Below are 25,306 nucleotides of genomic sequence, written 5' to 3'. Positions count from 1 at the left end.
CTCTTGGGACGGCGTCGGCTTGGAGGAATGACTTTGAACGAACTTGCTGTTGTGTTGTTCGGTCTGGCTTTGATGGTTTCAGAACCAGCTGATTCAGACGCGGATAGTGAGCTCGAATTCACCCTGCATGAGCCCGGCTATGAGGCGACTGCGAATATTGATCCGCAGATCGCTCTTGACCGCGATGTTCTCGACGCCATGCAGCGTCGGGCGCGTGAGATCCTGTCGGCTGGGCGCGAAATCAATGAGGGCAATGTCGAGCGATATGATGTCGAATGGGCGTTGATCTCATCAACTCCAGAAGTCATGTCGGTTTTGCGGACCGAATTCCTCTATCAGGGGGGCGCGCACGGCGAAATGTGGCGTGCGGCCGAACTATGGAATCGTGGCACCGGTCGATTGATCGAGTTCGAAACCCTGTTTGCCCCTGAGAGTCTCGATCCGGCCATCGCCGCGATCAATGAGGCCATTGCGACCGATCTTGAACGCCAGAAAATGGTGCGTGGCCGGCATGGTGGTGTTGCTGACCGGATACGCACCGCTACCACATTCATGTCACCCCCAACCTTCGCGCCTTCAACAGAAATCGAGGTATTTGGGGGCCTCACTTTCTGGAGTGGTTCTTATGGTCTTGGGGGATACGCAGAAGGCCCCTATGCGCTCACGGTCCCGCAATCGGTCTTTCGCGAGTTTCTCGCTGAGCCGTTTCGCGCCTGGTTCGGTGGGGACCCTGTTGCCGCTTTGGGTCGCCAACATGCACTGATGTGCGGCACTGTGGCGCTTGTCGGGTGCGAGCAGACTGATTAAGCCGGTGCCATGCTGTCCTACTTCTCCAACCCCCAGCGTTTTGACCAGCTGGCTCGTATCCTGATCCCGATCTTCGGGGCGTTGGCGCTTGTCTTGTTCGGCGTTGGTGTCTGGCTGGCCTTCTTCAACTCGCCGCCGGACTATCAGCAGGGCGAGACCATCCGGATCATGTATGTGCATGTGCCGGCGGCTTATATGGCGATGGCACTTTATGCGGCGCTGGCGGTTGCCAGCTTTGTCTATTTCGTCTGGCGCCATGCGCTGGCCGACACGGCAGCTGAAGTGATTGCGCCGATCGGGGCCGCGTTCACCATTCTGGCGCTCTTTACCGGCTCGCTCTGGGGCAAGCCGATGTGGGGGACCTGGTGGGAGTGGGATGCGCGCATGACCTCGGTCCTCGTCCTGCTCCTGGTCTACCTCGGTTATATGGCTCTGCGGGCGGCGCTCGACGACGCCCAGCAGGCGGCCCGAACCGGCGCCATCCTCGCCATGGCGGGCATCCTCAATCTGGTGATCGTGAAGTTCTCTGTCGACTGGTGGTCGAGCCTGCACCAGCCGGCCTCGGTGATCCGGCTCGACGGGCCGACCATCCATTCCAGCCAGCTCTGGCCACTCGCCATCATGGCGCTGGCCTATACCTGTCTGGCCGGCTGGCTGATCCTCTACCGGCTGCGCAGTCAGGCCCTGCGTCGGCGGGTCCGCGCCCTGCAACGTCGGAGGGACCATGTCGCCCGGCAGCGTGAGGAAGCTGTGTCATGAGTGAGTTTCTTGCCATGGGCGGTTATGCCGCCTTTGTCTGGCCGACCTGGGCGGTTTCGGCGCTGGTGATTGGCGCGCTGGTCGTCCATGCCCTGCTCGAACGCAAGGCTGCGCGCGACGCCTTGCGCCGGATCGAGGAAGACGAGGCATGATCCGGGGTGTCCGGATTGCGGCCTGGATCGCGGTTGTCGGTTTGGCCGGAACAATTGGCTGGCGCTATTTCCTCGTTGACCACGCGCCGCCGCCGACTCCCTTGCCAAATCTTGAAATGACCGAACTGGCTGGGCGCCAGGCTTTCGATCCGGCAGCGATTGATGGGCCTTGGCTGCTCAATGTCTGGGGGAGCTGGTGCGCCCCCTGTCATGCCGAACATCCTGTCCTGATGGCGCTACGCAGCGAGGGGATTGCGATCTACGGCCTAAACTGGCGCGACAGTGCGGACGATGCCAACCAATTCCTTGATGATCTCGGTGACCCGTTCCACGCAGTGATGCAGGACCGGGACAATCTGTCCGTCATCGCGCTGGGGGTCGTTGGCGCGCCGGAGACGCTGGTTATCCTGGACGGGCAAATCCTGGCGCGCTGGCCGGGTCCGCTGACAGCCGATGCGCTGCGCCAGACGATCTATCCGGCGATTGACCGGGCCTTGCGCGACTAGGCGGTTGCGGTGTCGGGGGCGTCGGCCCGGTGTTTCTTGGATTTCTTGCCCTTCTTTTCGGCCTTTTTCGCCTTGGCCTTGGCTTTTTCCTTGGCCTTCTTCTTGGCCTTCTTCTTCTTTTCCTTGGCAATCAGCTTGGCCTGCTTGGCTGCTTCCTCGCCCTTTTCAAGCGTTTCGGCGATCCGGCGCAGGGTCTCGATGAAACTGGCGCGTTTGTTCTTGGGCAAGGCTGACAGAATGGCCTTGTCGGCCTCCATGGCGCCCAGCGTTGCGGCCTCCAACAGGGCGCGGCCGCTTTCGGTCAGCTTGACGGCGTTGGCGCGGGCGTCGTCGGCCAGTTTTTCGCGCTCGAGCAGGCCGTTCTTGACCATGCGCGCGACCAGTTCGGCCAGGGTGGAGCGATCGATCCCGGTCGATTTGACCAGCTGGGTCTGGGTCAGGCCCTCTTCCTGCGCGGTGGCGTGCAGGACGGCGAATTGACGCTGTGTCAGCTTGGCCCCGGCCATCGCCTTGGTGAAGCGTTCCGCGGCAAATTGCTGGGACCGGTGGAGCAGGTGTCCCGGCGAGTCTGACAGGTCGAAGCCTTTGGTGTCGTGCTTGTCGTGCGCCATGCCTGCCCCCGGCTGTTCGGGAATTTATCCTAGGGCGGATTTATAACGCGAAAATGACAAATGTCCGAACACGGAGTGTCGGACTCAGGCGTCGTCGTTGCCGTCCACAGGACGCTGATATTTCATTAGCAATGGGAACTGCGCAGCCATGAAAATAACTGACAGGCCGATGACCCCCAGTTTTGCATTTGCCCAAAAATTTTCTGAGAGAATCAGCCCCGAAAACCAGCGCGCGCTCTCGGGGACGGTCGAATCGGTGATGTGACGCCACATCAATTCGTTCAGGAATGCGAGGAATTGGAACCACAAGCCCCAGCGGATCGCGTAGATGGTCCAGACATGATCTGGAAGTTGAAAAATGTGTTTGAAAAACAGCTTCCAGACATTCACGCCAAACGCCATGCTCGTGAAAATCATGAACGACAGAAACAGGTTGATGATGGTGGGCTTGGCGTAAATGAAAATCGGATCTTGCAGGACTATTCCGATCGCTCCGAGGCCCAGCACGATGATTGTGGTCATCACCAACATTGGTGGAATGCGCTTCTCAATCCGGATCGACATCACCAGGGCGATGGTCGCGGCGAGCATGTAGGCGCCGGTGCCGATATAGATGGCTTGGTCGGCGGCAAACATGCGCGCGACATTATAGACGACGATCCAGACCCCGATGGGGCCGGCTTCGATCAGGAGGCGCGAGCTCTGCTCGGACGTTTTCTGGGTCTGGGCCAAGGTCGGTACTCCGTTTGCGGTTTACATCACCTGAAGTAATACGAGCCCGGCAGCAAGACAGATTGCAAGCACGGTGCGCCGTGCACCGAAGGGTTCCTTCAGCACGACCGCCGCCAGGATGGCCCCGAGCACGATGGAAAGTTCGCGCAGCGCCGCCATCGGCGCGACCGGGGCGTTGGCATAGGCGTAAAGCGCCAGGCCGTAGGTGGCGAGATTGAAACCCATGCACATCAGGGCCGGTCTGGTCTCCTGCCGGGCGATTGCCAGGAAGCGACCGCCGCGCCGGAAGATTGCTGTCGGAAGGATGGTCAGGCCGGACAGGACGAAGAACCAGCCGAGATAGATGAAGAGCCGGCCCGAGGTGCGCACGCCGGCGGCATCGATCACGGTATAGCTGGCCGTCATGCTGGCAGCGGCAAGCGCCAGAAGGATGAGTTTCAGCTTGGGCCGGCCATTTTTCTCCGGCCAGGCAAAGCCGATCAGCGCCGCTGTTGCAACGCCGAGCCCCGCCATCTGGCCGAGCGAGACGGTCTCCCGCAGGAAAACGAAGGCGGCAATCGCGGCCAGAGCCGGCGCCGCGCCGCGCATGACCGGATAGGCGAGATTCATCTCGCCCTCGTTGAAGGCGGCGACCAGCAGCATGTTGAAAGCCCAGATCACGACCGCGCCGGCGAGCAGGAAACGCCAGACCTCCCAGGGCGGGATCGGTTGAAACAGGAGCCAGGGCAGAATGAGAACCGCAAGAAAACCTTGGGTCAGGCCGCGAAAGACCAGCCGGTCATTCGCCTGTTTGGTCAGCAGGGTCATGATCGCGTGTGCCAACGCCGAACCCAGCATCGCCAGGGTGGCAAGGGCGATCGGACTGTCCACGCGCTAGCTGTCCAGCCCGGCCAGGGCGCGCGAGAAATCGCGGGCCGAGAAGGGCTGCAGGTCGGCCTCGCCTTCGCCGATCCCGATATAATGGATCGGAAGCTGGAATTTCTCGGCGACCTGGACGAGAGCGCCGCCTTTGGCGGTGCCGTCCAGCTTGGTCATTACCACACCGGTGACCTCGGACGCTTCGAGGAAGGCCTGCGTCTGCGAAACGGCGTTCGAACCGACGGTGCCGTCCAGCACGAGGACGACATGGTGCGGCGCGTCTGGCATGCGCTTCTTGATAACGCGGACGACCTTCCTGAGCTCGTCCATAAGCTCAGCCTTGTTCTGCAGGCGGCCGGCCGTATCGATCAGGACTACGTCATGACCGTCGCGGTCGGCCTGGTCGATGGCATCGAAGGCGAGGCCGGCGGCGTCTGCGCCGATTTCCCGTTTGATGACAGGCGCATCGGCCCGTTCGCCCCAGATGGTGACCTGTTCGATGGCGGCGGCGCGGAAAGTGTCGCCAGCGGCGAGGACCGGGTTGCGACCTTCGCGCTTCAGCTTGACGGCAATCTTGCCCAGCGTCGTGGTCTTGCCGGAACCATTGACGCCGACGAAGAGCACGACTTGTGGCTTGGTGCCGCTCAGGTCGAGCGCCTGCTCCAGCGGAGTAAGGGTCTCCGCCACCACATCGGCCAGGGCTTCGCGGACTTCCTCATCGGTGACTTCCTTGTCGAACCGGTCCTTGGCCAACCGCTCGGTCACCCGCGCGGCCGCCACGGCACCGAGATCGGCGGCGATCAGCACGTCTTCGAGTTCGTCCAGCGCTTCGCGGTCGAGCTTGCGCTTGGTGAAGATCGCACTGACGCTGTCGCCCAGCTTGGACGAGGAGCGTTTCAGCCCCTCCGCCAGCCGGGAGAAGAAACCGGGCTTCTTCTCGCTCATCCGGTAATGACCCCTTGCAGTTCGCGCCCGTCATGCCCCGATATCGCGATATCGACAAGCGCACCGGGGCGCGGGAATTCAGCGTCCGGAATGCGGATGCCAGCGAAATTTCCGGCCCGGGCAAAACCGGGCTTTTCAACGAGGGCAGCTTTTTCGAGGCCGATCATGCCGTCCAGATGGGCGGCCAACGCCTCGTCCGCCTTGGCACGGAGCCGGGTGGCGCGGTCCTTGATCACGGCGCGATCAAGTTGCGGCATGCGCGCAGCCGGTGTGCCGGGGCGCGGCGAGTAGGGGAAAACATGCAGATAGGCGAGCCGACACTCGTCCACGAGCCGGATCGAGTTCTCGAACATGGCTTCGGTCTCGGTCGGGAAACCGGCGATCATGTCGGCCCCGAAGGCGATTTCGGGCCGGGCCGCCTTCAGGCGTTCGCACAGGGCGATGGCGTCGTCGCGCAGATGGCGGCGCTTCATGCGCTTGAGGATCATGTCGTCGCCGGCCTGCAGGGAGAGGTGCAGATAGGGCGCGATCCGGGTCTCGCTGGTAACGGCTTCGAACAGCGCTTCGTCGATCTCGATCGCATCGATCGAGGACAGACGCAGGCGCGGCAGGTTGGGCACGTGTTTGAGGATTGATTGGACCAGACGACCCAATGGCGGCTTGCCGGGCAGGTCATCGCCCCATGAGGTCAGATCGACACCGGTCAGCACCACTTCGCTGTGGCCGCTGTCGACCAGAGTCTTGATCTGGTCGACCACCTCGCCGGCGCCAACCGACCGGGAATTGCCGCGACCATAGGGGATGATGCAGAAGGTGCAGCGGTGGTCGCAGCCATTCTGGACCTGGACATAGGCGCGGGCACGGCCCTCCATGCCCTCGACCAGATGGCCGGCGGTCTCGGTCACGCTCATGATGTCGTTGACGCGGACCTTCTCTGTTCCACCCAGAAGATCAGCGGGCTTGTAGGTTTCCGCTTTCAGTTTTTCATCATTGCCGATCACGCGGTTCACTTCCGGCATGTTCCCGAACATCTCGGGATCGACCTGGGCGGCGCAGCCGGTGACGATGATCTGGGCATCGGGATTGTCGCGGCGGGCGCGGCGGATGTGTTGGCGGGCCTGGCGGACGGCCTCATTGGTCACCGCGCACGTGTTGACGAGAATTGTGTTGGTCAGCCCCTGCTCGCGGGCATGCTTGCGCATGACCTCGCTCTCCCAGGCATTCAGCCGGCAGCCAAAGGTGAGAATGTCGAGCCCGACTTCGGTCTCGACCGGCCGCGTGGGCGGCGTGTCGGCACCGGAAGCAGCCGGATTGTCATCATGCGCGCTCATGGAGAGCGGATAAGTGGTGGAGTGGCGGCAAATCGTCAAGCGGCGCGGGCAATCAGCGCGCCATCAGCCGTTTTGTCGCCTCGCCGACCAGAACCGCCCAGATGCCCAGCATGGCGTGATAGAGGTGCCAATTTGTGATGCCGAACGTGCTTTCGCTGCGACTGTCTCCGATCAGCACCGAGGCCAGCCCGATCAGGGCAAAGGACGCCAGCCAGACCAGGCCGGTCGACTGTTTGCCTTTAAGGATCAACATGACACTGGCCGTCGCTCCCAGGGCCAGGCCCAGCAGCGGGAGGGCGCTGATCACCGGACCGGTGCCGGGGAAGAACATCACGAAGGCGACAAGCGCTGGCAGCCCGTAGCGGACATAGCGGGTAATGCCGGAATCCAGTTTCACGGCATTGGCCTTCAGGATCAGGCCGACCGAGATCAGCAAAAGTCCGGCCGCCGCTGCAAATGTGCTGGCCAGGCTGTGGGCCCATTCCAGCTCATTGACCTGACCGGAAGCAAAGCGGACCGCACCGATCAGCGCGGCGATGCCCATCAATCCAAGGCCGAGGCGGATCATCCGGACCTTGCCGTCGCGGCGGTGCGGCCACAGCAGATAGATACCAAGGATGGCGCCGACCGTGACCAGCGCGTCAGTGAGGGCGAAGGCGATCATTCGTCGTCCCCGGCGGTCAGCGCTGCCACCTGGTCTTCGATCCAGGCCAGCATCTTGGCTTCAAGTGCCGAGAGCGGCATGGCGCCATCGGCGAGCAGGTGATCGTGGAAGGCGCGGATATCGAAATCAGCGCCGAGTTGGGCTTCGGCCTGTGCGCGCAGGTCGCGGATCAACAACTCGCCGGATTTATAGGCGAGCGCCTGGCCGGGCCAGGAAATATAGCGCTGGACCTCGGTGCGGACATTGTGCGGGGCGAGGGCCGAATTTTCCAGCAGGCAGGCTTCGGCCTGTTCCTGGGTCCAGCCCATGTAATGGATGCCCGTGTCGACCACGAGCCGGCAGGCGCGCCACATCTCGTAGGTCAAACGGCCGAATTCCTCGTAGGGCGTTGTATACAGACCCATATCGGTCGCGAGCGTCTCGGTATAGAGGCCCCAACCCTCCCCGAAGGCGGTGATGTAGCTGTTGCGGCGGAAGTCGGGGACGTCCTCCAGCTCGGCGGCAATGGAGATCTGGTGGTGATGTCCGGGAACCGCTTCGTGCACGGTCAGGGCTGGCAATGTGTAGAGCGGGCGCTGGGTCAGGTCATAGGTGTTGACCATATAGCCGCCGGCGACACCATTCTCGATATCGCCCGGCCAATAGCGACCCGTCGTATAGGTCGGCGCCATGGTGTCAGGCACAGGCCGGACGCCATAGGGTAGGCGCGGAAGATGGCCGAAAAAGCGCGGCATGGCATCGTCGGCCCGCTTGGATATCCAGGCGGCATGCATCAGTAATTCTTCCGGTGTTTCGGCATAGAATTGCGGATCGGTGCGCAGGAAGTTCAGGAATTCGGCGAATGTGCCCTCAAAACCGGTCCGCGAGATCACCTCGTCCATTTCGGAGCGGATGCGGGCAACCTCGTTGAGGCCGCGCTGATGAACCTCCTCCGGCGAGGTATCCAGCGTCGTGTGGTAGCGCACCAGCGTCTGGTAATATTGGCGACCCTCGGCGACCTCTGAAATGCCCAGGCTTTCGCGGGTCTGCGGAATGTACTCGTCGCGGAAGAAGGCGAGCAGGTTTTCATAGGCGGGGATGGCGGCATCCCGGATCGCAGCTTCGGCCTCGGCGCGGACCCGGGCGCGCTCATCGGCCGGCAGGCCTTCGGGCAGGGTATCGATCGGCGCGATCAGCAGCGCGTGCAAGGTGTCCGGATCGCTCAGGGCCTCGACTTGGGAGGCGGCCAGCTCGGCAATCAGGCGCGGTTGGGTAAATCCGTCGGCCAGTCCCCGGCGCATCCAGGCGATATTGGCGTCAAAGAAGTCGGGAATGGCAGTGATCCGGGTCACCCAGGCGTCAGCCCGCTCGATCGTGCGCAGTCGGGTCGACGAAGAGGCGTAGGACGGAGCGGAGAAGAAGCCGCTGTCGTTCTGAAAGGGTTGGCGCGCTTCGTCAAACGGCGCCAGCTCGACCCGGAACCGCAGGATGTAGTCGAGCACGGCGTGGGAAATTTGTTCGCTGGGATCAAGCTGTTCGGGTTCAATCGCTTCAAGGCGCGCGAGGAAACCGGCTTCCGCTTCGGCCTGCGCGTCGAGTGTGGCCTCGCTGACATCATACCATTGGCCGGCCGCTTCCAGATCGCCATCCCGGGCGCGGGCACCCGGGCTGTTCTCGCGCTCGAAGGCTTCGAAGTCCTCGATCAGCTGCGAGAATGCGGCGCTGGCGCTGGCGGCATCGGCCTGGCTTGCAGCTTTGGCAGTCGGCGCAGGCATCTCCGCGGTCACGGCAGATGGCACGGCAAGGCTCAACGCGAGCAGCGAAGCGCCGGCGAGCAGGCGGGCGGGTCGTTGAAAAAGCATGGTTCTCTCCCCTGTTGGGCAGAGGATGGCCCGCCGCGACATGGCTCGCAAGTCAGCCCGTCATGCGCACCTTATCCGCGCGGCTTGCGCTGCAAGCCCACGCGCTTGGCCACCATGTTGTTGACCAGCCGCTCCGGCAGGATTTTCGGCAGTGACCAATTGGTCAGACGGTCCGGCACGATGGCATAGCGAAAGCGTGGCTTGGCTTCGGTGAAGGCCCGGAAGACGCGATCCGCGATTTTCGACGGCGGAAAGCCGGCGGGACCATTCTTGGCCATCCAGCCCTGGATCCGCGTCATCGCCTCGAAGAAGGGGCTGTTTTCATAGGGCGTGGTGTCGATCTCTTCCGCCTTCGACCAGATTGGCGTGGCGACGGCACCCGGACCGATCACAATGACCTCGACCCCGTACAGCATGAGTTCGCGCCGCAGCGATTTGCTGATGCCTTCAACGGCATGCTTGGACGCGGCATAGGGCCCCAGGAAGGGGGCGCCCATCTCACCGGCGACCGAGGACATCATCACGATGCGGCCCGGCTCGCCTTTGAGGCTCTCATCGACACCGAGCAAGGGGCCGAACGCCCGGGTGACACGGACAATGCCGGTCACATTGACGTCCATCTGGGTCTGGAATTCCTCGATCGGCAATTCCAGCATCGGCCCGGCGACAGCGATGCCAGCATTGTTGACCAGGCCTTTGAGGGTTTCCCCGTTCAGCGCCTCGCGGACGATCACAGCGGCCGCATTGACGCTCGCCATGTCAGTGACATCGATGATGACGGGAACAAGGCTGGCGCCGAGCTCCGTTTTCAGACGCTCGCCGTCTTCCGGTTTGCGGACACCGGCGAAAACGCGCCAGCCTTCATCGACGAGACGTTTGACGCAGGCCGCGCCAATACCGGTGGAGGCGCCGGTTACAACGGCGGTTGGTTGGGTCTGGCTCATCGTGAGATCCTTGCAGGCTTGGATGCAATCTAGGCTGCTTGGGCGTGTTGGCCAACGCGATTGCGTACCGAATACCGGAAAAAATGTCCGGATGTTGTCAGCGGTGCGCTTCGCGGCGCGTTGACCCTGACAACTTCAGGCCTATTGTGCTGCACCGACACCGACTTTCCGCGTCGGCGGGGCTGCCGCGCGGGTTCCCGACGCAAGAGTGCCGGGCAAAATAGCGAAGGGCTGCCTCATGTCTTCCGACTGGTCTGATCCGCGTCCGATGTCGCCGCACCTGCAAGTGTGGCGCTGGCACGCGACGATGGCGTCGTCCATTCTTCATCGCGTCACCGGAGTGGCGAATTATATCGGCGCGGTCGCGATCAGCGTCTGGGTCATACTCATGGCCTTCGAAGCCGAGGGCTCCATCGCCTTCCTGTTCGAGGGCTGGATGGCCTGGGTTACCCGCTTCGGCCTGATCGCCCTGACCTATTCGGTCAGCTATCACTGGCTCAACGGGCTGCGCCACCTCTTGTGGGATGCAGGCAAGGGTTATGATCCCAAGGGTTCGAACCTGCGATCCATCCTGATCATTTTCGGTGCCGTCATCCCGACCGCGCTGATCTGGCTCGATCTGGGGATTTGAGATGAGTGATTACCGCACCCCCACCGCCAAGGTCCGTGGACTGGGCGCATCAGGTCACGGCACCAGCCACTGGGTCGCCCACCGGGTCACTTCCGTTGCACTCTTCTTCCTGGCGCCGATCTTCGTCTGGATGCTGGCCAAGTCCGGCGCCCCGGCGAACGCGACCGAATTTTTCGCCAGCCCCGCCGGCGCCATCATCACACTGCTCACCCTGACCGCCGGTCTGTCGCACATGCGTTTCGGCATGCAGGTGATCATTGAGGACTATGTCCACAAGCACAGCACCAAGACGCTTTTGATGCTGGGCAATACTTTCCTGACGCTGGGGCTGTGGCTGGTGACAGCCTTTGCCCTGCTCAAACTCGCGCTTTAACGGACGCACGACATGGCCGAATACAAATGGATCGATCACACCTATGACGTGGTCGTCGTCGGCGCCGGGGGCTCAGGCCTTCGCGCTGCTCTGGGCGCTTCCCAGGCCGGTCTGAAGACCGCCTGCATCACCAAGGTTTTCCCGACCCGCTCGCACACGGTTGCGGCCCAGGGCGGGATTTCCGCCTCGCTCGGCAATATGGGCGAGGATGACTGGCGCTGGCACATGTATGACACCGTCAAGGGGTCGGACTGGCTGGGCGATCAGGACGCCATCGAATACCTGTGCCGCGAGGCGCCGGCTGCGGTTTATGAGCTGGAACATTGGGGCGTGCCCTTCTCGCGCACCGAGGATGGCAAGATCTACCAGCGCGCCTTCGGCGGCATGACCAAGAATTACGGCGAAGGTCCTGTCCAGCGCACATGTGCCGCTGCCGACCGGACCGGCCACGCCATCCTGCACACGCTTTACGGTCAGTCCGTGCGCAATGAGACCGAATTCTTCATCGAGTATTTCGCGCTCGACCTGATCATGGATGATGACGGTGTCTGCCGCGGCATCACCGCCTGGAAGCTGGATGACGGTACGCTGCACCGTTTCCGTGCCCAGACCGTGGTCCTGGCAACGGGCGGCTATGGCCGCGCCTATTTCTCCGCCACTTCGGCCCACACCTGTACCGGTGACGGCAATGCCATGGTGCTGCGGGCAGGCCTGCCGCTCCAGGACATGGAATTCGTGCAATTCCATCCGACCGGCATTTACGGCGCCGGCTGCCTGATCACAGAGGGTGCCCGCGGTGAAGGCGGTTATCTGACCAATTCCAATGGCGAACGCTTCATGGAGCGCTATGCCCCGTCGGCGAAAGACCTCGCTTCTCGCGATGTCGTCTCACGCTCGATGACGATGGAAATCCGCGAGGGCCGCGGTGTCGGCGCCAATGGCGACCATATCCACCTCCATCTCGATCATCTCGATCCGGACATTCTGGGCGAGCGTCTGCCGGGCATTTCCGAGAGCGCCCGCGTCTTTGCCGGTGTCGATGTGACCAAGGAGCCGATCCCGGTCCTGCCGACGGTCCACTACAATATGGGCGGCATCCCGACCAATTATCACGGCGAAGTCCTGACCAAGGTCGGCGGCGATGCCGATACGGTCGTGCCGGGCCTGATGGCTGTCGGTGAGGCAGCTTGCGTGTCAGTGCATGGCGCCAACCGCCTCGGCTCGAACTCGCTGATTGACCTGGTGGTCTTCGGTCGCGCGGCGGGTCTGCGCCTGGGTGAAACGGTCAAGGCCGGTGCGAGCCAGCCGGAAGTCAAGGCCGCTGACGGACAGCTCTCGCTCGATCGTCTCGACAAATACCGCAATGCCGCTGGCGGCACGCCGACCGCCAAGCTGCGGCTGGAAATGCAGCGCTCGATGCAGAACAACTGCGCGGTCTTCCGTACTGGCGATGTCCTCGCCGAAGGCGTCGAAGCGATCAAGAATGTCTACACCGGAATGCCGGATATCGGCGTCACCGATCGCACCATGGTGTGGAATACTGATCTCATGGAAACCCTCGAGCTGGACAATCTCCTGTCCCAGGCCGCGGTGACCGTGAACGGTGCGGCCAATCGCGAGGAAAGCCGCGGCGCCCATGCCCGCGAGGATTTCTCCGATCGCGATGACGAGAAGTGGATGAAGCACACGCTGGCCTGGTGTGACGAGGCCGGCAATGTGAAGATCGACTACCGCCCGGTCCACACCTACACGATGTCCAACGATATCGAGTATATCAAGCCGAAGGCGCGGGTTTACTAGGCATGGCGCAAACCGCCGGATATTCAGGCACGCCCCTGCCAAAGAAGCTCGGCCTCAAGGACGGGCAGGCGGTGGCATTTCTGAATCTGCCCGAGGCGCATGACGATCTGCGCGCGGCGGCGGTGTTTGACCGTGAGCAGGCGACGGCCGCGGCGGGCGATGAGCTCGACTATGTGCATTACTTCACCAAGGTGCGCGCCACGTTCGAGACCGATCTGCCGCGCCTGCGCTCATCCATCCGGCAAGACGGCATGATCTGGGTCTCCTGGCCCAAGAAGGCGTCGAAAGTCGAAACCGACATGACCGAGGACGTGATCCGCAACGTCGCCCTGCCCATTGACCTGGTCGATGTGAAAGTGTGTGCCGTTGACGACATCTGGTCCGGCCTGAAACTGATGATCCCGCGCGCCAAGCGCGTCGTGAACTGAACGAGGACCCAAATGGTTCAGCTGACACTCCCCAAAGGTTCCGCTCCGAAAAAGGGCAAGACCCATCCGACACCGGACGGGGCGAAGAATACGCGCACCTTCAAGGTCTATCGCTATAATCCGGAAACCGACCAAAATCCGAGCTGGGACACCTACAAGGTCGACATGGATGATTGCGGGCCAATGGTTCTCGATGCCCTGTTGTGGATCAAGAATAATGTCGACGCCTCGCTGGCCTTCCGCCGCTCCTGCCGCGAAGGTGTGTGTGGTTCCTGTTCGATGAATATCGGCGGCCGCAACACGATCGCCTGTACGTCCGGCATCGACGAGTACAAGGGCGAGATCACCATCTCGCCGCTGCCGCATCAGCCGGTCGTCCGCGACCTGGTCCCGGATCTGACGCAATTCTACGCCCAGCACGCGGCGGTGAAGCCCTACCTCAAGACCGACACGCCGGCGCCGGAAAAAGAGTGGAAGCAGAGCCCGGAACAGCGCGAAAAGCTGGATGGTCTCTATGAGTGCATCATGTGTGCTTCCTGCTCCACGGCCTGCCCGTCCTATTGGTGGAATGGCGACAAATACATGGGTCCGGCGGCCCTGCTGCAGGCCTATCGCTGGCTCGCCGACAGCCGCGACGAAGCCACGGGCGAGCGTCTCGACGAGCTCAATGACCCGTTCAAGCTCTATCGCTGCCACACCATCATGAATTGCGCCCAGGTCTGCCCGAAGGGCCTGAACCCGGCGGAAGCGATCGGCGAGATCAAGCAGATGATGGTCGAACGCGAAGGCTGACTGGCCCGCGATTGCCGAATTCGATCAAGCCCCGTCTTCTGAACAGGCGGGGCTTTTCGTTGGGGGCCGATCCAACAAAAGCGTAACTGGCGCACCATGGCTGCGGGCGCTAGCTTGGCGCCCATTGGGGGGCAAGCCATGAAATATTTCGCCATCGCTATAGGTCTTGTTTGCGGGTTCACGGCAGTTACGCACGCGCAGGCTCCCTTCTGGTTGCACCCCTATAATTTCTTCGGTAAGGAAACCGCGCTGACCGCATCGGTCAATCTCGGTGATCTCGATGGCGACGGCGATCTGGATGGGTTTGCGGTCAATGGCCGACACTGGATCCAGCAGGACGAAGTGTTCCTCAACAACGGGATGGGCTTGTTCCGCTCAGCTCACGACGCCGGCTCTGATCGAGCGACCGGCTATGAGGCGGCGCTTGCGGACTTCGATGGTGATGGCGACCTTGATGCGGCTGTCGCGCGCGACCTGTTGCCCGTCCTGCTCCTGTTCAATGACGGTCGAGCCAATTTTGACGGTGGGCGAGATCTTGGCCCGGTCGCCCAGGCGAGAAGTATCGCGGCTGCTGACCTTGATGGCGATGGCGACCAGGATCTTGTCCTGGTCCAGCGCGGTGAAACCAATCGCTACTTCCTCAATGACGGCCACGGAGCGTTCGGTCCTGATATTGAACTGCCAGGCGCGTGGCAGACCATTCAGGTCGCAATCGATGACCTCGATGCAGACGGTCGCTCCGATCTTGTCTTTTCCAATCGCGGTGGCGAAGGCGTGGTCCTTTATCGCGGTTTGGCCGAAGGTGGCTTTGCCGTACCCGACTTGCTAGGAGGTGAGTTGGCAATGGAAATTCGGGCAGTCGAGATTGGCGATGTCACAGGCGACGGGCATCCCGATATCATCGCGGGCGGCATGGAAGCGCAAAGCGTAATCTTTATGAATGACGGAGCCGGCGGGTTCACCCAGATCGAACGTTTCGGGGCGGATACAGATGTCGTATTTGGCCTCGCCCTTAGCGATTTCAATCAGGACGGCCGCACCGACATCGCTATCGCCAATGCCGGCGTCCGCAACCGGGTCTATTTCGGTACACCGGACGGGTTCGAGGCGCTTGAGGTCGGTGACGACCCCTCTGACACCTACAATCTCTCGGTCGGCGACATGAATGGGGATGGCCGGCCCGATATCGTCTACGCCATCTCGGAAGGCTCGAATTACACGCTGATCAACCGGATCGATCCGGACTAGCGCCCCCAGGCCATGCGTTCGCAGATGTCGCGGAACATGTCCGTCACGTGGGCGTCGCTGCCGTCGTCCTTTCCGACAAGCATTGGCCGTCCGTAGGCGAGATGGTAGCGAGCGCCGGCCTTGCCCATCAGGCCGTGGAAGATCGTCATGTCCTTCAGCTCCTCATTGATCTGGGCGAGCGCGTAATAGAGGAAGGGCATGCGCTGACGTACGGCCAGGGGGATGACCGGCGCGTCGAACTTTCGAGCCAGGCTGATCGCGGTTGGCTGCCAGGGCTTTTCGCGCAAACCCCAATGCTTCCAGCTCCACTCCGACATCCGACCTGACGGAAACAGGACAATGCACTGGCCGGCCCTGAAGGCATCGATGGCGCGGCGCAGGACTTCGCGGCTCTGATTGCGGTTGCGGTGCTGGTCGCGCCATTCCACCGGGATGATTCGTTCCTCCAAGCCGGGGCAAACCTTGAGGGCATCGCGATTCGCGAAGTAGAGCAGGTCCGGCCTGCGGGCCTTGAGGCTGTCCCACAGTGCAATCCCGTCGGCGATTCCGCCGGGATGATTGGCCACGATCACGCAGGGGCCGGATTCGGGAACATGGTCGAGGCCGTCACACTGCGTGTGCAGGCGCAGATAGTCTGACGCCCATTCAAAACAGTCATGGCCCGACAGGTCGACGATCGCGTTCGCCATCGCTACGGCACGTCGGTAGCCCAGCATCGGGTAGGCGATGGTTTTGATCAGTGGCCAGAGCGGCGTGTGGATGAGGCGCGGCGCACGATCCTCGATCAACTCATCGACAATATGGGGCCCCGCTGCTGCTGGCGGAGAATCGGGTTCTGTCATGGCCGCAGGAAACTCCCGGAGCGGTGGCGAAGCAATCGGTTTCCATCCTGACGGCCAACAGGGTTACCGGAAGATTTACGAGTTGGCCCGCGGCTTGCGACGGCCCGGTCAGACGTTAACGCCTTGTTCACGATTGGAACACGCCATGACGATGACCGAGACACTGCCTGCCGGCGAAGTCCGCCGCCTTCCTGCAAAGCGCGCCCGTATCCAGGACGATCTCGTCGCTGACTATCTTGCCACGGTTGTCGCGCCGGGGCAGCGGACCATTCAGATCGGGGGCGGCGATCTCGGTGCGGTTTGCCTCAAACGCGGCGCCCATCACCAGGTGGTGGCGCCCATGGGGGCAATCGAGGCCCTGCAGGCAGCTTGTGACCGTCGCGCAATCCCGACCGACGCCTTGAGTGGTGGCCCTGCGGCCCGGCCCGGCGCGGCTGACGAGCCGTTCGACCTCGCGCTGTTCGGCGCGGAAACCGGGTTTCCGGCGATGGCCGCCAATTGGCGCCATGTGTCCGGCCGGCTGCGCGATGGCGGTATTCTGGTCCTGCTTGGAGCTGATCACGGTGCCTGCGCCCGCTTGGCCGACGCGCTCGAGCATGACCCCAGTTGGGTGCTTGAAAGCAAGATCGGTGGTGAGGCGGCGATTTTCCGCAAGGTCGGGGATGTCAGCGACACGACGGCCTTGGCTGGATTGGCGCGGGTAAGTGATCCGGCGCGGCGCCCGCGCGGTGTGCGCTACGGGCTGGTCAGCCGGCTCATGGACCGCGTCTTCCCGACCCGCCACAAGCTCGCCTGATCGGGCCGGATCGGTTGCCGACCGGACGGACTGTCGCAAAACTTTCACCGAACTTGTATTGAGCGGTCATGCTTCGTCCGTAACCCGGAAGCATGACCGCTCGCAATGCTCTCGCTGGCTTCGCCGCTCTTGCGCACCCCGTGCGTCTCGCCCTGTTTCGTCAACTGTGCGACCAAGCGCCCGAGCGAGTCTCGGCTGGTGAACTGGCCCAGGGTTTCGACATTCCACCGTCGACCATGACCGGTCATCTGCAGGCGCTGGAGCGCGCCGGCTTGATCAAGGCCGAACGCCGGTCCCGCTACATGCTCTATTCGCTGAACCCGGATGGTACGCGGGAATTGGTCAATTTCCTGGTTGAAGATTGCTGTCATAATCGTCCCGATCTGATCGGGAAGGATGATGACGCGCTCGCCCAAGCGTCCTGATCTCACGCGCCTTCACCTGCCCTCACAAGCCGCCAGGCCCGCCCGCCCGACCGCCACCTTGCGGACGATTGCCACCGCCGCGTCGGCCTCGACGTTGCCCGCCGTCGGAGGCGTTGTTGCGACCTGACCGCACATGCGGAGCGCATTCCGGGGTCATTGTTTCGCGCGGCAGGGGCGTGATCGCAAATTCGCCTGATCGCCCGCGCGCCGCCGCCAGCCCGTCCGCGTCCAGCTGCGCCACAATGTCGGCTTCTACGGTGGCGTCGAGGCGATCCAGCCCATAGGTGCGCTCGCGCAGATTGCTGCGGTAAATGCTGGCCCAGTACGCCGCCTCGACCAGCGCTTCGGTTGTTCCGATGGCTGCGAAGGCTTCTGCGAGTTCAGCTTGGGCGGCAGGCCAGCCGGCATTGCCGGCGGCCAGCAGTCGGTCAAAACCCTCAACGCGCATTTCGTCGCGGAGAATGGCGGGCGTGGTGTCGTCATGGGACAGGGCAAGCGCGCTATGGCCAGCCAAGTATTGCGCAATTTCGAACCCTTCGCCTTGTTTGGCAATGCAGCGCAGGATCGGGAGGGCGTCGCCGTAGCGCCCTTGGTCGACCAAGCGGGCGGCGCCGTTGAAACCGGAAGGCGGCCTTTGATCCTCACCGCCCGGCCCGCTTGCGCATCCGGCCAGGAAAAAGAGGGCGGCAAACCCGGAAAACGCTCGGTACATGGCATCCACTTTCATTTTGGTGTTTCGGTTACACGGTGTCGGCCGGGAATTCCGTCGCGTGTTTGCGGTTTGTGACGACGAGGTGCTTGGAACGGGTCCGCCCAATCGCTTCATCGGGAGCACTTCCGGCGCGCCCGGGCCCGCGCGACCCGCTGCCGCCCGGCTCGACATCAGCGGGTGGGCATACTAAGTCAGCGCCAGCAACCGGTTCCGGTGAGGACCGGGTCCACACGAGTTTTCCGGGAGCGTAGCGATGACACGCGAAATCCACCATTTCATCAACGGCAAGGCTGCGGTCGGCGTGTCCGGTCAGTTCGGTGACGTTTACAATCCCAACACTGGTGAGGTGCAGGCTCGCGTCCAGTTTGCGACGGTGGACGAGGTCGCAAAGGCCGTTGAGGACGCCAAGGCCGCCCAGATCAAGTGGGCAGCAACGAACCCGCAGCGCCGGGCGCGGGTGTTGATGACCTACAAGGCCCTGGTCGAAGCGGAGATGGACAGTCTTGCTGAGCTTCTGTCGTCTGAGCATGGCAAGGTCATTGCCGACGCCAAGGGCGATCTGATCCGCGGCCTGGAAGTGGTTGAATTCGCCTGTGGCGCGCCGCATCTGCTCAAGGGTGAGTATACCGAGAGCGCCGGTACCGGCATTGACGTCTATTCGATGCGCCAGCCGCTCGGCGTTGTCGCCGGCATTTCACCGTTCAACTTTCCGGCGATGATTCCGATGTGGTTCATGGGCATGGCACTGGCGACCGGTAATGCGATGATCCTCAAACCGTCCGAAAAGGATCCGTCAGTCCCGGTCCGGCTTGCCGAGTTGATGATCGAAGCGGGTCTGCCGGAAGGTGTGCTGCAAGTGGTGCATGGCGACAAGACAGCGGTCGACGCGCTGCTCCACAATGACGATATCAAGGCGGTGTCCTTTGTCGGATCGTCCAATATCGCCCACTACATCGCCCAGACATGTGCCCGTGAAGGCAAGCGCTTCCAGGCGATGGGTGGCGCCAAGAACCACGGCATTATCATGCCCGATGCCGACATGGATCAGGTCGTGACTGATTTTCTTGGTGCAGCTTTTGGGTCCGCCGGTGAACGCTGCATGGCGCTGCCGGTTGCGGTGCCGGTCGGCAAGGATACGGCCGATGAGTTCGTGGCCCGGATCAAGGAAGAGGCGGCCAAGCTTCGTGTCGGCGTGTCGACTGATAGCGACGCTCACTACGGCCCCGTGGTTTCGGCGGCCCATCGCGCCGCGATCGAAAAATGGATTCAAACCGGTGTCGATGAAGGCGCCGACCTTCTGCTCGATGGACGCGGTTTTGCGCTGCAGGGGCATGAAAAGGGCTTCTTTATCGGGCCCAGCCTGTTCGACAATGTGAAGCCGTCAATGTCGTCATACCAGGAAGAGATCTTCGGCCCGGTGCTACAGGTCGTGCGTGCCGACAGTCTCGACGAAGCCGCGCACCTGCCGTCCGAACACCAATATGGCAACGGCGTCGCCATCTTCACCCGAAACGGTTTGGCGGCGCGTGAATTTGCCTCGAAAGTCCAGGTCGGCATGGTCGGCATCAATGTTCCCATCCCGGTGCCGGTGGCGTACCATTCCTTTGGTGGCTGGAAACGTTCGGCCTTTACCGACACCAACCAGTACGGCACTGACGGCATCCGTTTCTTCACCAAGATCAAGACGGTGACGCAGCGCTGGCCGACGGGTGACATTGGCGACCAGGCCTTCGTCATCCCGACCATGAACTAGCCGAACTGCCTCGGCGACCGAGATGAAAAACGGCCTCGCAGGAAACCTGTGAGGCCGTTCTTTGGTGTCGTCAGGACTGGCTCAGCGCCGCCGGCGCTTTGGGTCGCGAGGCCAGCCAGTCGACTGCACTGTCACGATCGGTGAAAAAGCGTGCATGCGCAGGGAGTTCGATGATCTCGCCGTGGACGGCACCGCGGTAGGATTCGTCCCAGACATGCGGGACGATGTAGGCTGTTGGAATTGGCCGGTCCAGCGCAAACAGGAAATTTTCGATGATTTCCGCTGACAGCCGCGGCGAGTTCTGTTGCTCGGCGTCGCTGCAGTCCGCGAGAATTGCCGTGACCTCGCGACGCTGACACAATTCGCGCGCCCGTTCGGTCGCCCAGCCCGCCTCACGGCGTGTCGCCTGGCCACTGGCCCGTATTTCGACAACGGCTCCGCCGTCGATAAGGTCCACCCGTACCGTCATACTCAATACCTACACAGTCTTGTTCTTGTTGCTGTCACACAAATTAGGTTTGTCGAACGCTGTTCGCCAGTATTTCAAAATGAGCAGCGCGTCCGAAACCGCGTGTAAACACAAGGTGTTTCGAAAATTAACCAAGGGTCTTCAACTAATTCAAATGCGTAGAAAATGAGCGTCAAACTGCGATTGGCCGCCCCCTTGCCAAGTCCGGCCCGATAGGACATGGAAAACATACCGTTAACTGTAATCCGGCGTTGAGAGTCCAAAATGGCCACATTCCAGTTCCGCACCGTTCCTCACATTCACGCCGGTCGCGGCAGCGCCGGGAAACTCGAGATGATCGCGGCATCGCTGATGGCCGGTGTCGAGCGCGTTGTACTGGTGACCGACAAGGGCGTGCGTCAGTTCGGATTGATCGACCGCGCGCTGGCAGGATTGGAAGCGGCCGGCCGGTCGATACTCGTCATTGACGATGTTGTCGCGGACCCGCCTGAAGACATGGTTCTGGCTGCAACCGCACGCGCTCGGGACTTTGGGGGGCAGCTGGTCGTCGGCTTTGGGGGCGGCTCGTCAATGGATACCGCCAAGCTCGTCGCGCTCCTGCTTGGCAGTGACCAGCCACTCTCCGACATGTATGGCGTCAATCAGGTGACGGGGTCTCGCCTGCCGCTCATCCTGATTCCAACCACCGCCGGCACAGGATCAGAAGTAACGCCGATCTCGGTTGTCACGGTCGGCAAGACGTCGAAAATGGGCGTCAATGATCCAGCTCTTTATGGGGATATGGCGGTATTGGATGCCGAGCTTACGCTCGGCCTGCCACGTCATGTCACCGCTGCGACCGGTATTGATGCCATGGTGCACGGGATTGAGGCCTATACCTCGGCGCTGGAAAAAAATCCGGTGTCAGATGCGTTGGCCTTGGCCGGTCTGAAGAAATTGCATGGCGCGATTGAGCGCGCCTGCCTCGACGGCACTGACATCGAGGCGCGTGAGGACATGCTGCTGGGGGCGCTGTTGACCGGTCAGGCCTTCGCCAACGCGCCCGTCGGTGCGGTTCACGCACTTGCTTATCCGCTCGGCGGGATTTTCCATGTGCCGCACGGACTTTCCAATTCGCTGATGCTGCCGCCTGTCCTGCGCTACAATGCCGCCAGCGCCGAACCGCTCTATACACAGCTCGCGGCCCATCTTGACCTTGCGGCGCCGTCAACCGATGCGCTGGTCACCGAGATGGAACGGATCGCCGACGTGGTTGGCATCGAAACGCGTCTGAGCCAGGTCGGCGTTTCCCACAATGACTTGCCTCGCTTGGCGGAGGACGCGATGAAGGTTGAGCGCCTGTTGAAGAATAATCCACGCCCCATGACGCTTGAGGCGGCCCAGGCCTGCTATGAGGCCGTGCTGTGATCGAGAAACGCGCCCGCATCGACTATCCGCGCTTTCGCGCCCTGCCGACCCGTTGGGCCGATAATGACATCTATGGCCACATCAATAATGCTGCCTATTACGGCTTCTTCGATACGGCCGTGAACTGTTTCCTGATCGAAGAGGGCGGGCTGGATATCCATGCCGGTCAGGTGATCGGCTTGGTCGTCGAGACAGGGTGCAACTACTTCGCGCCACTGGCCTATCCCGAAACCGTCGAAGCGGGCGTGCGTGTGGCGCGACTGGGCAATTCCTCGGTCAGCTACGAGATCGGCCTGTTCAGGGTCGGCGAGAATCAACCCGCGGCCCAGGGGCGCTTCGTGCACGTCTATGTCGACCGTGACACCCGCCGGCCGGTCCCGCTGCCGGACACAATGCGCGCGGCGCTGGCGGAGATAAGTTGACCGACGGGTTCGCGGCGTCAGGGCGTCGGCTGGAACATGGCTGACGTCTTGGATTGTATCATCCAGCGCTGATCGACGCGGTACAGCACGAAATAGTCGATGAAAGTGCGGGACTCGCCCGCGAGCTCGAATTTCACAAAGGCCATCTGGTCGCCGACGATATCCAGGCTGAGGATGCGGCCGGTGTTGGGAGCGGATAGGGGGCCATCTGCACGCGCGGCAAAATCGGCAAGCGACATGGCGATCACCTCATCGCCTTCATTGGTACGGCGGACATAGGCGAATTGGCCGCTGTCCAGATTGAAAGCACGTCCCAACTGCTCCGGATTGCCCGCTTGGCGACCCCAGAAATAGTCAGCGATTACCGCCCGGATTTCATGCTCTGTTTCCGCGAATGACGAGCCGTCATCAACGGATTGGGCGGCGGCCAGCGCTGGCATCGTCGCAAGAGCGATTGCAAGCAGAATGGATCTCATATCGGATTTTCCCTCGTGGCGCCCCCCGCCCGAGAATCTTGTTTCTAGCCCAATGTGGTCCCGACGACAGGCTGAGATTGCGGCTTGGACATCACATTTCTGTGGGGATGGAGTCATGCGGCGGCGGCGACCCATTGACCTGACCACCCGCAGCCCCCAAGCCTGTCGCGCATGACGACGCCGCTTTCCGTTCTTCGCCAGCGTGTTGATGCTGGTCTTCTCAGCCCCGATCCCGAACAGGAGCGGGCCGCCGAGGTGTTGACTGATCTGGCCGCGCGTCTCTCGGCTTGGCGCCCGGATCGCAGATCATTCTTTGGCAGGCGGGAACCGGCGCCCCGGGGTCTATACCTGTGGGGTGGAGTTGGACGCGGCAAATCCATGCTGATGGACTTGTTCGTCGAACACGCGCCGGTCGCCCCGAAGCGCCGGGCACATTTTCATGAATTCATGCAGGATGTGCATGCCCGTATCAACGCTTGGCGCAAGCTGAGCGCGGAGGAACGGCGCAAGCGGCCCGAATATGTGCGCGGCGCAGGGGATGATCCGATCCCGCCTGTTGCCAACGCCATTGCTGCCAAGGCGCGCCTTCTGGCCTTCGACGAATTCCAGGTCACCGACATCGCCGATGCCTCAATTCTGGGGCGGCTGTTCGAGCAATTCTTCGAGCGCGGTGTAGTGGTGGTGGCGACGTCGAATCGCCATCCCGATGATCTCTACAAGAACGGCCTCAACCGCCAGCGTTTCCTGCCCGTGATCGCGATGCTCAAGGACCGGCTCGACATCATGGAGCTCGATAGCGGGACAGACTTCCGCCTGCGCCAGCTGGAGGCCGCGCCAGTCTACTACACGCCGCTCTCAGCCGATGCGGAACTGGCCATGAACAAGGCCTGGGAACGCCTGACCTCCGGCGCCGTGCCGCAGCATTGCGTGCTCGATGTGAAGGGGCGCAGTCTTGTCGTCGAGCGCGAAGCCGCCGGCGTGGCGCGCTTTACCTTCTCCGAATTGTGCGCTCAGCCGCTCGGGCCAGCCGATTACCTTACCCTGGCCGACCGTTTCCACACTGTCCTGCTGGAATACGTACCCCGGTTATCGCCGGCCAAACGCAATGAGGCCAAGCGCTTCGTGACACTGATCGACGCGCTCTACGAGGCACGCACCAAGCTGGTCATGAGTGCCGATGCCGAGCCGGTTGATCTCTATCCGGACGGTGATGGCGCCTTCGAGTTCGAACGGACCGCCTCGCGCCTGATGGAAATGCGAACGCATGACTATCTCGCAGCCCAGCGCCGTGAGGATGAGGGCGACGCCGCACCGTAAAATAGGGAATGCCAATGTCACGTTCTATCGGCTTGTCACCGGAAATCGTCGAATACGTTCGCCGCGCCAATCGCGCGGAACATCCGGCCCTCGCGCGGTGTCGCACCGAAACCGACGCCATGGGCGATGTCTCGCGCATGCAGATCTCGCCGGAGCAGGGCGCCTTCCTGCAAATGTGTGCCCGTCTGGTCTCGGCTCGGACCGCGGTCGAGGTCGGTGTCTTTACCGGCTATTCGGCCCTGGCGACGATCCTGGCCATGCGCGACATGCATGGTGAGGCCGCGCGCTTGATCGGCTGCGACATTTCCGAGGATTATACCGGGAAGGCCCGGTCCTATTGGGACGAAGCCGGTGTGACCGACCAGATCGAGCTGCGCATCGGCGATGCGCGAGAGACGCTGGCTGGCTTGGTCGATGCGCGGGGCGGTACCGTCGACATGATTTTCATCGACGCGGACAAGACCGGCTATGATGCCTACTACGAGGCGGCGCTCAGCCTGGTTCGGCGTGGCGGGCTGATCCTGTTCGACAATGTGCTGTGGGGCGGCAGTGTCGCCGACCCGGACCGGGTCCGGGTGGATGCCGATACGGCAGCCCTCGCGGCGCTTGCGGAGACATTGCGGGCGGACGCGCGTGTGGATATTGCCTTCACCGGTTTGGGCGACGGAATATTGATGGCGCTCAAGCGTTAAGCTCTTCCGCCCATGCCTTTCAGCCTGTCACCAACGTCCAGGCAAAACTCATGGCCTGCTCCCCTGACATGTCCGAGATAACGGCCGTCATGACATCGCCCTCTCGGCTGTAGGCAATGACGTTGGGAAAGTCGTGATCGGGGTTCTCGAACCGGACCGAACTGGCGCCGCGCTCGACCAGTTCGAAGCAACTCGCCGGGCGTCCGCCGGGTTGGGCGCAGTACCGACCGGTTTCGCCGGCCAGCTCGATGCGCAGGAACTCGAAGCCCACGGCACTGCCGTCGACTCGGGTCCGGTTGACCCCCAGCAGCAGGCCGCCTGCGCTGTCGGTCCAGACTTCCTCAATCACCGGATCGCCGCCCGTGCTGCGCCAGTGGCCGGTCATCCAGTCGAGCGTGTCGTCCTGGCCAAGTGCGCTCGATGCCGGGGCGCAGGCAGCGATCACCAACGCGGCAAGAGCGAGGTGGTCGTTGACGTGCGATCGTGCGGGTTTTCGGGTGATCATTGTGGTGGTCTCCGATGGGGTGTCGTCATTATTGACAGCGCAATCGGCCGCCGTCTTGAATGATCCGG

General features: G+C 62.3%; 30 protein-coding genes. 17 read left to right on the top strand and 13 right to left on the bottom strand.

Going from position 1 to position 25,306, the window contains the following annotated elements:
• Window positions 1–3: 3 nt before the first annotated feature.
• From C7435_RS09730 to C7435_RS09715, 4 genes are read left to right on the top strand one after another with little or no spacing between them, the layout of a single operon-like run.
• Complete coding sequence (locus C7435_RS09730; RefSeq protein ID WP_143742989.1) at window positions 4–807, top strand: hypothetical protein; 804 nt, start codon at window positions 4–6, stop codon at window positions 805–807.
• A gap of 9 nt (window positions 808–816) precedes the next feature.
• Window positions 817–1,566, top strand: coding sequence for a heme ABC transporter permease CcmC (gene ccmC, locus C7435_RS09725; RefSeq protein ID WP_121211178.1), 750 nt, complete (start codon window positions 817–819; stop codon window positions 1,564–1,566).
• A complete protein-coding gene (gene ccmD, locus C7435_RS09720) occupies window positions 1,563–1,718 on the top strand; it encodes a heme exporter protein CcmD (protein WP_075190084.1) in 156 nt (51 codons plus the stop codon). Before ccmC ends, ccmD begins: the two co-directional genes overlap by 4 nt.
• Entirely contained in the window at window positions 1,715–2,224 is a 510-nt protein-coding gene (locus C7435_RS09715; RefSeq protein ID WP_075190083.1) for a thioredoxin domain-containing protein, read from the top strand. Before ccmD ends, C7435_RS09715 begins: the two co-directional genes overlap by 4 nt.
• Here the strand turns inward: C7435_RS09715 and C7435_RS09710 are convergent.
• The 8 genes from C7435_RS09710 to C7435_RS09675 form a co-directional block, all read right to left on the bottom strand.
• Complete coding sequence (locus tag C7435_RS09710) at window positions 2,221–2,835, bottom strand: MarR family winged helix-turn-helix transcriptional regulator (protein ID WP_075190082.1); 615 nt, start codon at window positions 2,833–2,835, stop codon at window positions 2,221–2,223. The two genes, C7435_RS09715 and C7435_RS09710, sit on opposite strands and share 4 nt — an antisense overlap.
• An 84-nt stretch (window positions 2,836–2,919) precedes the next feature.
• A complete protein-coding gene (locus tag C7435_RS09705; RefSeq protein WP_075190081.1) occupies window positions 2,920–3,567 on the bottom strand; it encodes an inner membrane-spanning protein YciB in 648 nt (215 codons plus the stop codon).
• Window positions 3,568–3,588: 21 nt separating this feature from the next.
• Entirely contained in the window at window positions 3,589–4,437 is an 849-nt protein-coding gene (locus C7435_RS09700; RefSeq protein WP_075190080.1) for an EamA family transporter, read from the bottom strand.
• A 3-nt stretch (window positions 4,438–4,440) separates the two neighbouring features.
• Window positions 4,441–5,370, bottom strand: a complete 930-nt coding sequence (gene ftsY, locus C7435_RS09695; RefSeq protein WP_121211177.1) for a signal recognition particle-docking protein FtsY — start codon at window positions 5,368–5,370, stop codon at window positions 4,441–4,443.
• Entirely contained in the window at window positions 5,367–6,701 is a 1,335-nt protein-coding gene (gene mtaB, locus C7435_RS09690; protein ID WP_121211175.1) for a tRNA (N(6)-L-threonylcarbamoyladenosine(37)-C(2))-methylthiotransferase MtaB, read from the bottom strand. The genes ftsY and mtaB overlap by 4 nt, the downstream gene beginning before the upstream one ends.
• Window positions 6,702–6,753: 52 nt before the next feature.
• Window positions 6,754–7,365 (bottom strand): hypothetical protein, encoded by a 612-nt coding sequence (locus tag C7435_RS09685; RefSeq protein ID WP_121211174.1) that lies wholly within the window; start codon window positions 7,363–7,365, stop codon window positions 6,754–6,756.
• Window positions 7,362–9,206 (bottom strand): DUF885 domain-containing protein, encoded by a 1,845-nt coding sequence (locus tag C7435_RS09680; protein WP_121211173.1) that lies wholly within the window; start codon window positions 9,204–9,206, stop codon window positions 7,362–7,364. The genes C7435_RS09685 and C7435_RS09680 overlap by 4 nt, the downstream gene beginning before the upstream one ends.
• A gap of 71 nt (window positions 9,207–9,277) precedes the next feature.
• Window positions 9,278–10,150: an SDR family oxidoreductase gene (locus C7435_RS09675; RefSeq protein ID WP_121211171.1), complete on the bottom strand. Its 873-nt coding sequence runs from the start codon at window positions 10,148–10,150 to the stop codon at window positions 9,278–9,280.
• Window positions 10,151–10,388: 238 nt separating this feature from the next.
• On the opposite strand from C7435_RS09675, the gene sdhC reads away from it, so the two are divergent.
• The 6 genes from sdhC (at window position 10,389) to C7435_RS09645 (ending at window position 15,422) form a co-directional block, all read left to right on the top strand.
• On the top strand, window positions 10,389–10,781 hold the full coding sequence (gene sdhC, locus C7435_RS09670) for a succinate dehydrogenase, cytochrome b556 subunit (RefSeq protein WP_121211170.1): 393 nt from the start codon (window positions 10,389–10,391) through the stop codon (window positions 10,779–10,781).
• Between the two features lies 1 nt (window position 10,782).
• On the top strand, window positions 10,783–11,154 hold the full coding sequence (gene sdhD, locus C7435_RS09665; protein ID WP_121211168.1) for a succinate dehydrogenase, hydrophobic membrane anchor protein: 372 nt from the start codon (window positions 10,783–10,785) through the stop codon (window positions 11,152–11,154).
• Window positions 11,155–11,166: 12 nt separating this feature from the next.
• Window positions 11,167–12,954 (top strand): succinate dehydrogenase flavoprotein subunit, encoded by a 1,788-nt coding sequence (sdhA, locus tag C7435_RS09660; RefSeq protein WP_121211166.1) that lies wholly within the window; start codon window positions 11,167–11,169, stop codon window positions 12,952–12,954.
• A gap of 2 nt (window positions 12,955–12,956) precedes the next feature.
• Complete coding sequence (locus tag C7435_RS09655; RefSeq protein ID WP_121211164.1) at window positions 12,957–13,382, top strand: DUF3052 domain-containing protein; 426 nt, start codon at window positions 12,957–12,959, stop codon at window positions 13,380–13,382.
• A gap of 12 nt (window positions 13,383–13,394) precedes the next feature.
• Window positions 13,395–14,174 (top strand): succinate dehydrogenase iron-sulfur subunit, encoded by a 780-nt coding sequence (locus tag C7435_RS09650; protein ID WP_075190070.1) that lies wholly within the window; start codon window positions 13,395–13,397, stop codon window positions 14,172–14,174.
• 138 nt (window positions 14,175–14,312) lie between these two features.
• On the top strand, window positions 14,313–15,422 hold the full coding sequence (locus tag C7435_RS09645; protein ID WP_170150421.1) for an FG-GAP repeat domain-containing protein: 1,110 nt from the start codon (window positions 14,313–14,315) through the stop codon (window positions 15,420–15,422).
• Here C7435_RS09645 and C7435_RS09640 read toward each other — a convergent pair.
• Window positions 15,419–16,264, bottom strand: a complete 846-nt coding sequence (locus C7435_RS09640) for a 1-acyl-sn-glycerol-3-phosphate acyltransferase (protein WP_121211160.1) — start codon at window positions 16,262–16,264, stop codon at window positions 15,419–15,421. The genes C7435_RS09645 and C7435_RS09640 overlap by 4 nt on opposite strands.
• Window positions 16,265–16,409: 145 nt before the next feature.
• Here C7435_RS09640 and C7435_RS09635 point away from each other — a divergent pair, with 145 nt between their 5' ends.
• Window positions 16,410–17,060 carry a hypothetical protein gene (locus C7435_RS09635; protein ID WP_075190068.1) on the top strand — a complete coding sequence of 217 codons (651 nt, stop codon included), beginning with the start codon at window positions 16,410–16,412 and terminating at the stop codon, window positions 17,058–17,060.
• A gap of 92 nt (window positions 17,061–17,152) precedes the next feature.
• Window positions 17,153–17,485 carry an ArsR/SmtB family transcription factor gene (locus tag C7435_RS09630; protein ID WP_075190067.1) on the top strand — a complete coding sequence of 111 codons (333 nt, stop codon included), beginning with the start codon at window positions 17,153–17,155 and terminating at the stop codon, window positions 17,483–17,485.
• 22 nt (window positions 17,486–17,507) lie between these two features.
• On the opposite strand, the gene C7435_RS09625 is transcribed toward C7435_RS09630, so the two are convergent.
• Entirely contained in the window at window positions 17,508–18,197 is a 690-nt protein-coding gene (locus C7435_RS09625) for a hypothetical protein (RefSeq protein WP_170150420.1), read from the bottom strand.
• 253 nt (window positions 18,198–18,450) lie between these two features.
• Between C7435_RS09625 and C7435_RS09620 the strand changes: the two genes are divergently transcribed.
• Window positions 18,451–19,950 (top strand): CoA-acylating methylmalonate-semialdehyde dehydrogenase, encoded by a 1,500-nt coding sequence (locus C7435_RS09620; RefSeq protein WP_075190065.1) that lies wholly within the window; start codon window positions 18,451–18,453, stop codon window positions 19,948–19,950.
• Between the two features lie 70 nt (window positions 19,951–20,020).
• Here C7435_RS09620 and C7435_RS09615 read toward each other — a convergent pair whose 3' ends face one another.
• Window positions 20,021–20,419 carry a hypothetical protein gene (locus tag C7435_RS09615; protein ID WP_121211157.1) on the bottom strand — a complete coding sequence of 133 codons (399 nt, stop codon included), beginning with the start codon at window positions 20,417–20,419 and terminating at the stop codon, window positions 20,021–20,023.
• Window positions 20,420–20,683: 264 nt separating this feature from the next.
• Between C7435_RS09615 and C7435_RS09610 the strand changes: the two genes are divergently transcribed.
• Both C7435_RS09610 and C7435_RS09605 read left to right on the top strand, forming a co-directional pair.
• A complete protein-coding gene (locus C7435_RS09610) occupies window positions 20,684–21,826 on the top strand; it encodes an iron-containing alcohol dehydrogenase (RefSeq protein ID WP_121211155.1) in 1,143 nt (380 codons plus the stop codon).
• The gene (locus tag C7435_RS09605) at window positions 21,823–22,248 is read left to right on the top strand and encodes an acyl-CoA thioesterase (protein WP_121211153.1); all 426 of its coding nucleotides are present in this window, start codon (window positions 21,823–21,825) and stop codon (window positions 22,246–22,248) included. The genes C7435_RS09610 and C7435_RS09605 overlap by 4 nt, the downstream gene beginning before the upstream one ends.
• Window positions 22,249–22,265: 17 nt before the next feature.
• Here the strand turns inward: C7435_RS09605 and C7435_RS09600 are convergent, their stop codons facing one another.
• Complete coding sequence (locus C7435_RS09600; RefSeq protein WP_170150419.1) at window positions 22,266–22,724, bottom strand: nuclear transport factor 2 family protein; 459 nt, start codon at window positions 22,722–22,724, stop codon at window positions 22,266–22,268.
• Window positions 22,725–22,895: 171 nt separating this feature from the next.
• Here C7435_RS09600 and zapE point away from each other — a divergent pair, with 171 nt between their 5' ends.
• Entirely contained in the window at window positions 22,896–24,041 is a 1,146-nt protein-coding gene (zapE, locus tag C7435_RS09595) for a cell division protein ZapE (protein WP_121211149.1), read from the top strand.
• Between the two features lie 14 nt (window positions 24,042–24,055).
• On the top strand, window positions 24,056–24,733 hold the full coding sequence (locus tag C7435_RS09590) for an O-methyltransferase (protein WP_121211148.1): 678 nt from the start codon (window positions 24,056–24,058) through the stop codon (window positions 24,731–24,733).
• A gap of 19 nt (window positions 24,734–24,752) precedes the next feature.
• On the opposite strand, the gene C7435_RS09585 is transcribed toward C7435_RS09590, so the two are convergent.
• Window positions 24,753–25,238, bottom strand: coding sequence for a DUF6265 family protein (locus C7435_RS09585; RefSeq protein ID WP_147422673.1), 486 nt, complete (start codon window positions 25,236–25,238; stop codon window positions 24,753–24,755).
• Between the last annotated feature and the right edge of the window lie 68 nt (window positions 25,239–25,306).

Source organism: Maricaulis maris, assembly GCF_003634045.1.
GTDB classification, from domain to species: Bacteria; Pseudomonadota; Alphaproteobacteria; order Caulobacterales; family Maricaulaceae; genus Maricaulis; species Maricaulis maris.
Note: the sequence above shows the minus strand (reverse complement) of the source record. Positions and strands in the feature narration are given on the sequence as shown.

What these genes read in the sequence shown, in the direction of transcription:
- ccmC (WP_121211178.1), top strand. Translation starts at nt 817, where the DNA reads ATGCTGTCCTACTTCTCCAACCCCCAGCGTTTTGACCAGCTGGCTCGT.
- ccmD (WP_075190084.1), top strand. Translation starts at nt 1,563, where the DNA reads ATGAGTGAGTTTCTTGCCATGGGCGGTTATGCCGCCTTTGTCTGGCCG.
- C7435_RS09715 (WP_075190083.1), top strand. Translation starts at nt 1,715, where the DNA reads ATGATCCGGGGTGTCCGGATTGCGGCCTGGATCGCGGTTGTCGGTTTG.
- C7435_RS09710 (WP_075190082.1), bottom strand. Translation starts at nt 2,835, where the DNA reads ATGGCGCACGACAAGCACGACACCAAAGGCTTCGACCTGTCAGACTCG.
- ftsY (WP_121211177.1), bottom strand. Translation starts at nt 5,370, where the DNA reads ATGAGCGAGAAGAAGCCCGGTTTCTTCTCCCGGCTGGCGGAGGGGCTG.
- mtaB (WP_121211175.1), bottom strand. Translation starts at nt 6,701, where the DNA reads ATGAGCGCGCATGATGACAATCCGGCTGCTTCCGGTGCCGACACGCCG.
- C7435_RS09685 (WP_121211174.1), bottom strand. Translation starts at nt 7,365, where the DNA reads ATGATCGCCTTCGCCCTCACTGACGCGCTGGTCACGGTCGGCGCCATC.
- C7435_RS09680 (WP_121211173.1), bottom strand. Translation starts at nt 9,206, where the DNA reads ATGCTTTTTCAACGACCCGCCCGCCTGCTCGCCGGCGCTTCGCTGCTC.
- C7435_RS09675 (WP_121211171.1), bottom strand. Translation starts at nt 10,150, where the DNA reads ATGAGCCAGACCCAACCAACCGCCGTTGTAACCGGCGCCTCCACCGGT.
- sdhC (WP_121211170.1), top strand. Translation starts at nt 10,389, where the DNA reads ATGTCTTCCGACTGGTCTGATCCGCGTCCGATGTCGCCGCACCTGCAA.
- sdhD (WP_121211168.1), top strand. Translation starts at nt 10,783, where the DNA reads ATGAGTGATTACCGCACCCCCACCGCCAAGGTCCGTGGACTGGGCGCA.
- sdhA (WP_121211166.1), top strand. Translation starts at nt 11,167, where the DNA reads ATGGCCGAATACAAATGGATCGATCACACCTATGACGTGGTCGTCGTC.
- C7435_RS09655 (WP_121211164.1), top strand. Translation starts at nt 12,957, where the DNA reads ATGGCGCAAACCGCCGGATATTCAGGCACGCCCCTGCCAAAGAAGCTC.
- C7435_RS09650 (WP_075190070.1), top strand. Translation starts at nt 13,395, where the DNA reads ATGGTTCAGCTGACACTCCCCAAAGGTTCCGCTCCGAAAAAGGGCAAG.
- C7435_RS09645 (WP_170150421.1), top strand. Translation starts at nt 14,313, where the DNA reads ATGAAATATTTCGCCATCGCTATAGGTCTTGTTTGCGGGTTCACGGCA.
- C7435_RS09640 (WP_121211160.1), bottom strand. Translation starts at nt 16,264, where the DNA reads ATGACAGAACCCGATTCTCCGCCAGCAGCAGCGGGGCCCCATATTGTC.
- C7435_RS09635 (WP_075190068.1), top strand. Translation starts at nt 16,410, where the DNA reads ATGACGATGACCGAGACACTGCCTGCCGGCGAAGTCCGCCGCCTTCCT.
- C7435_RS09630 (WP_075190067.1), top strand. Translation starts at nt 17,153, where the DNA reads ATGACCGCTCGCAATGCTCTCGCTGGCTTCGCCGCTCTTGCGCACCCC.
- C7435_RS09625 (WP_170150420.1), bottom strand. Translation starts at nt 18,197, where the DNA reads ATGTACCGAGCGTTTTCCGGGTTTGCCGCCCTCTTTTTCCTGGCCGGA.
- C7435_RS09620 (WP_075190065.1), top strand. Translation starts at nt 18,451, where the DNA reads ATGACACGCGAAATCCACCATTTCATCAACGGCAAGGCTGCGGTCGGC.
- C7435_RS09615 (WP_121211157.1), bottom strand. Translation starts at nt 20,419, where the DNA reads ATGACGGTACGGGTGGACCTTATCGACGGCGGAGCCGTTGTCGAAATA.
- C7435_RS09610 (WP_121211155.1), top strand. Translation starts at nt 20,684, where the DNA reads ATGGCCACATTCCAGTTCCGCACCGTTCCTCACATTCACGCCGGTCGC.
- C7435_RS09600 (WP_170150419.1), bottom strand. Translation starts at nt 22,724, where the DNA reads ATGAGATCCATTCTGCTTGCAATCGCTCTTGCGACGATGCCAGCGCTG.
- zapE (WP_121211149.1), top strand. Translation starts at nt 22,896, where the DNA reads ATGACGACGCCGCTTTCCGTTCTTCGCCAGCGTGTTGATGCTGGTCTT.
- C7435_RS09590 (WP_121211148.1), top strand. Translation starts at nt 24,056, where the DNA reads ATGTCACGTTCTATCGGCTTGTCACCGGAAATCGTCGAATACGTTCGC.
- C7435_RS09585 (WP_147422673.1), bottom strand. Translation starts at nt 25,238, where the DNA reads ATGATCACCCGAAAACCCGCACGATCGCACGTCAACGACCACCTCGCT.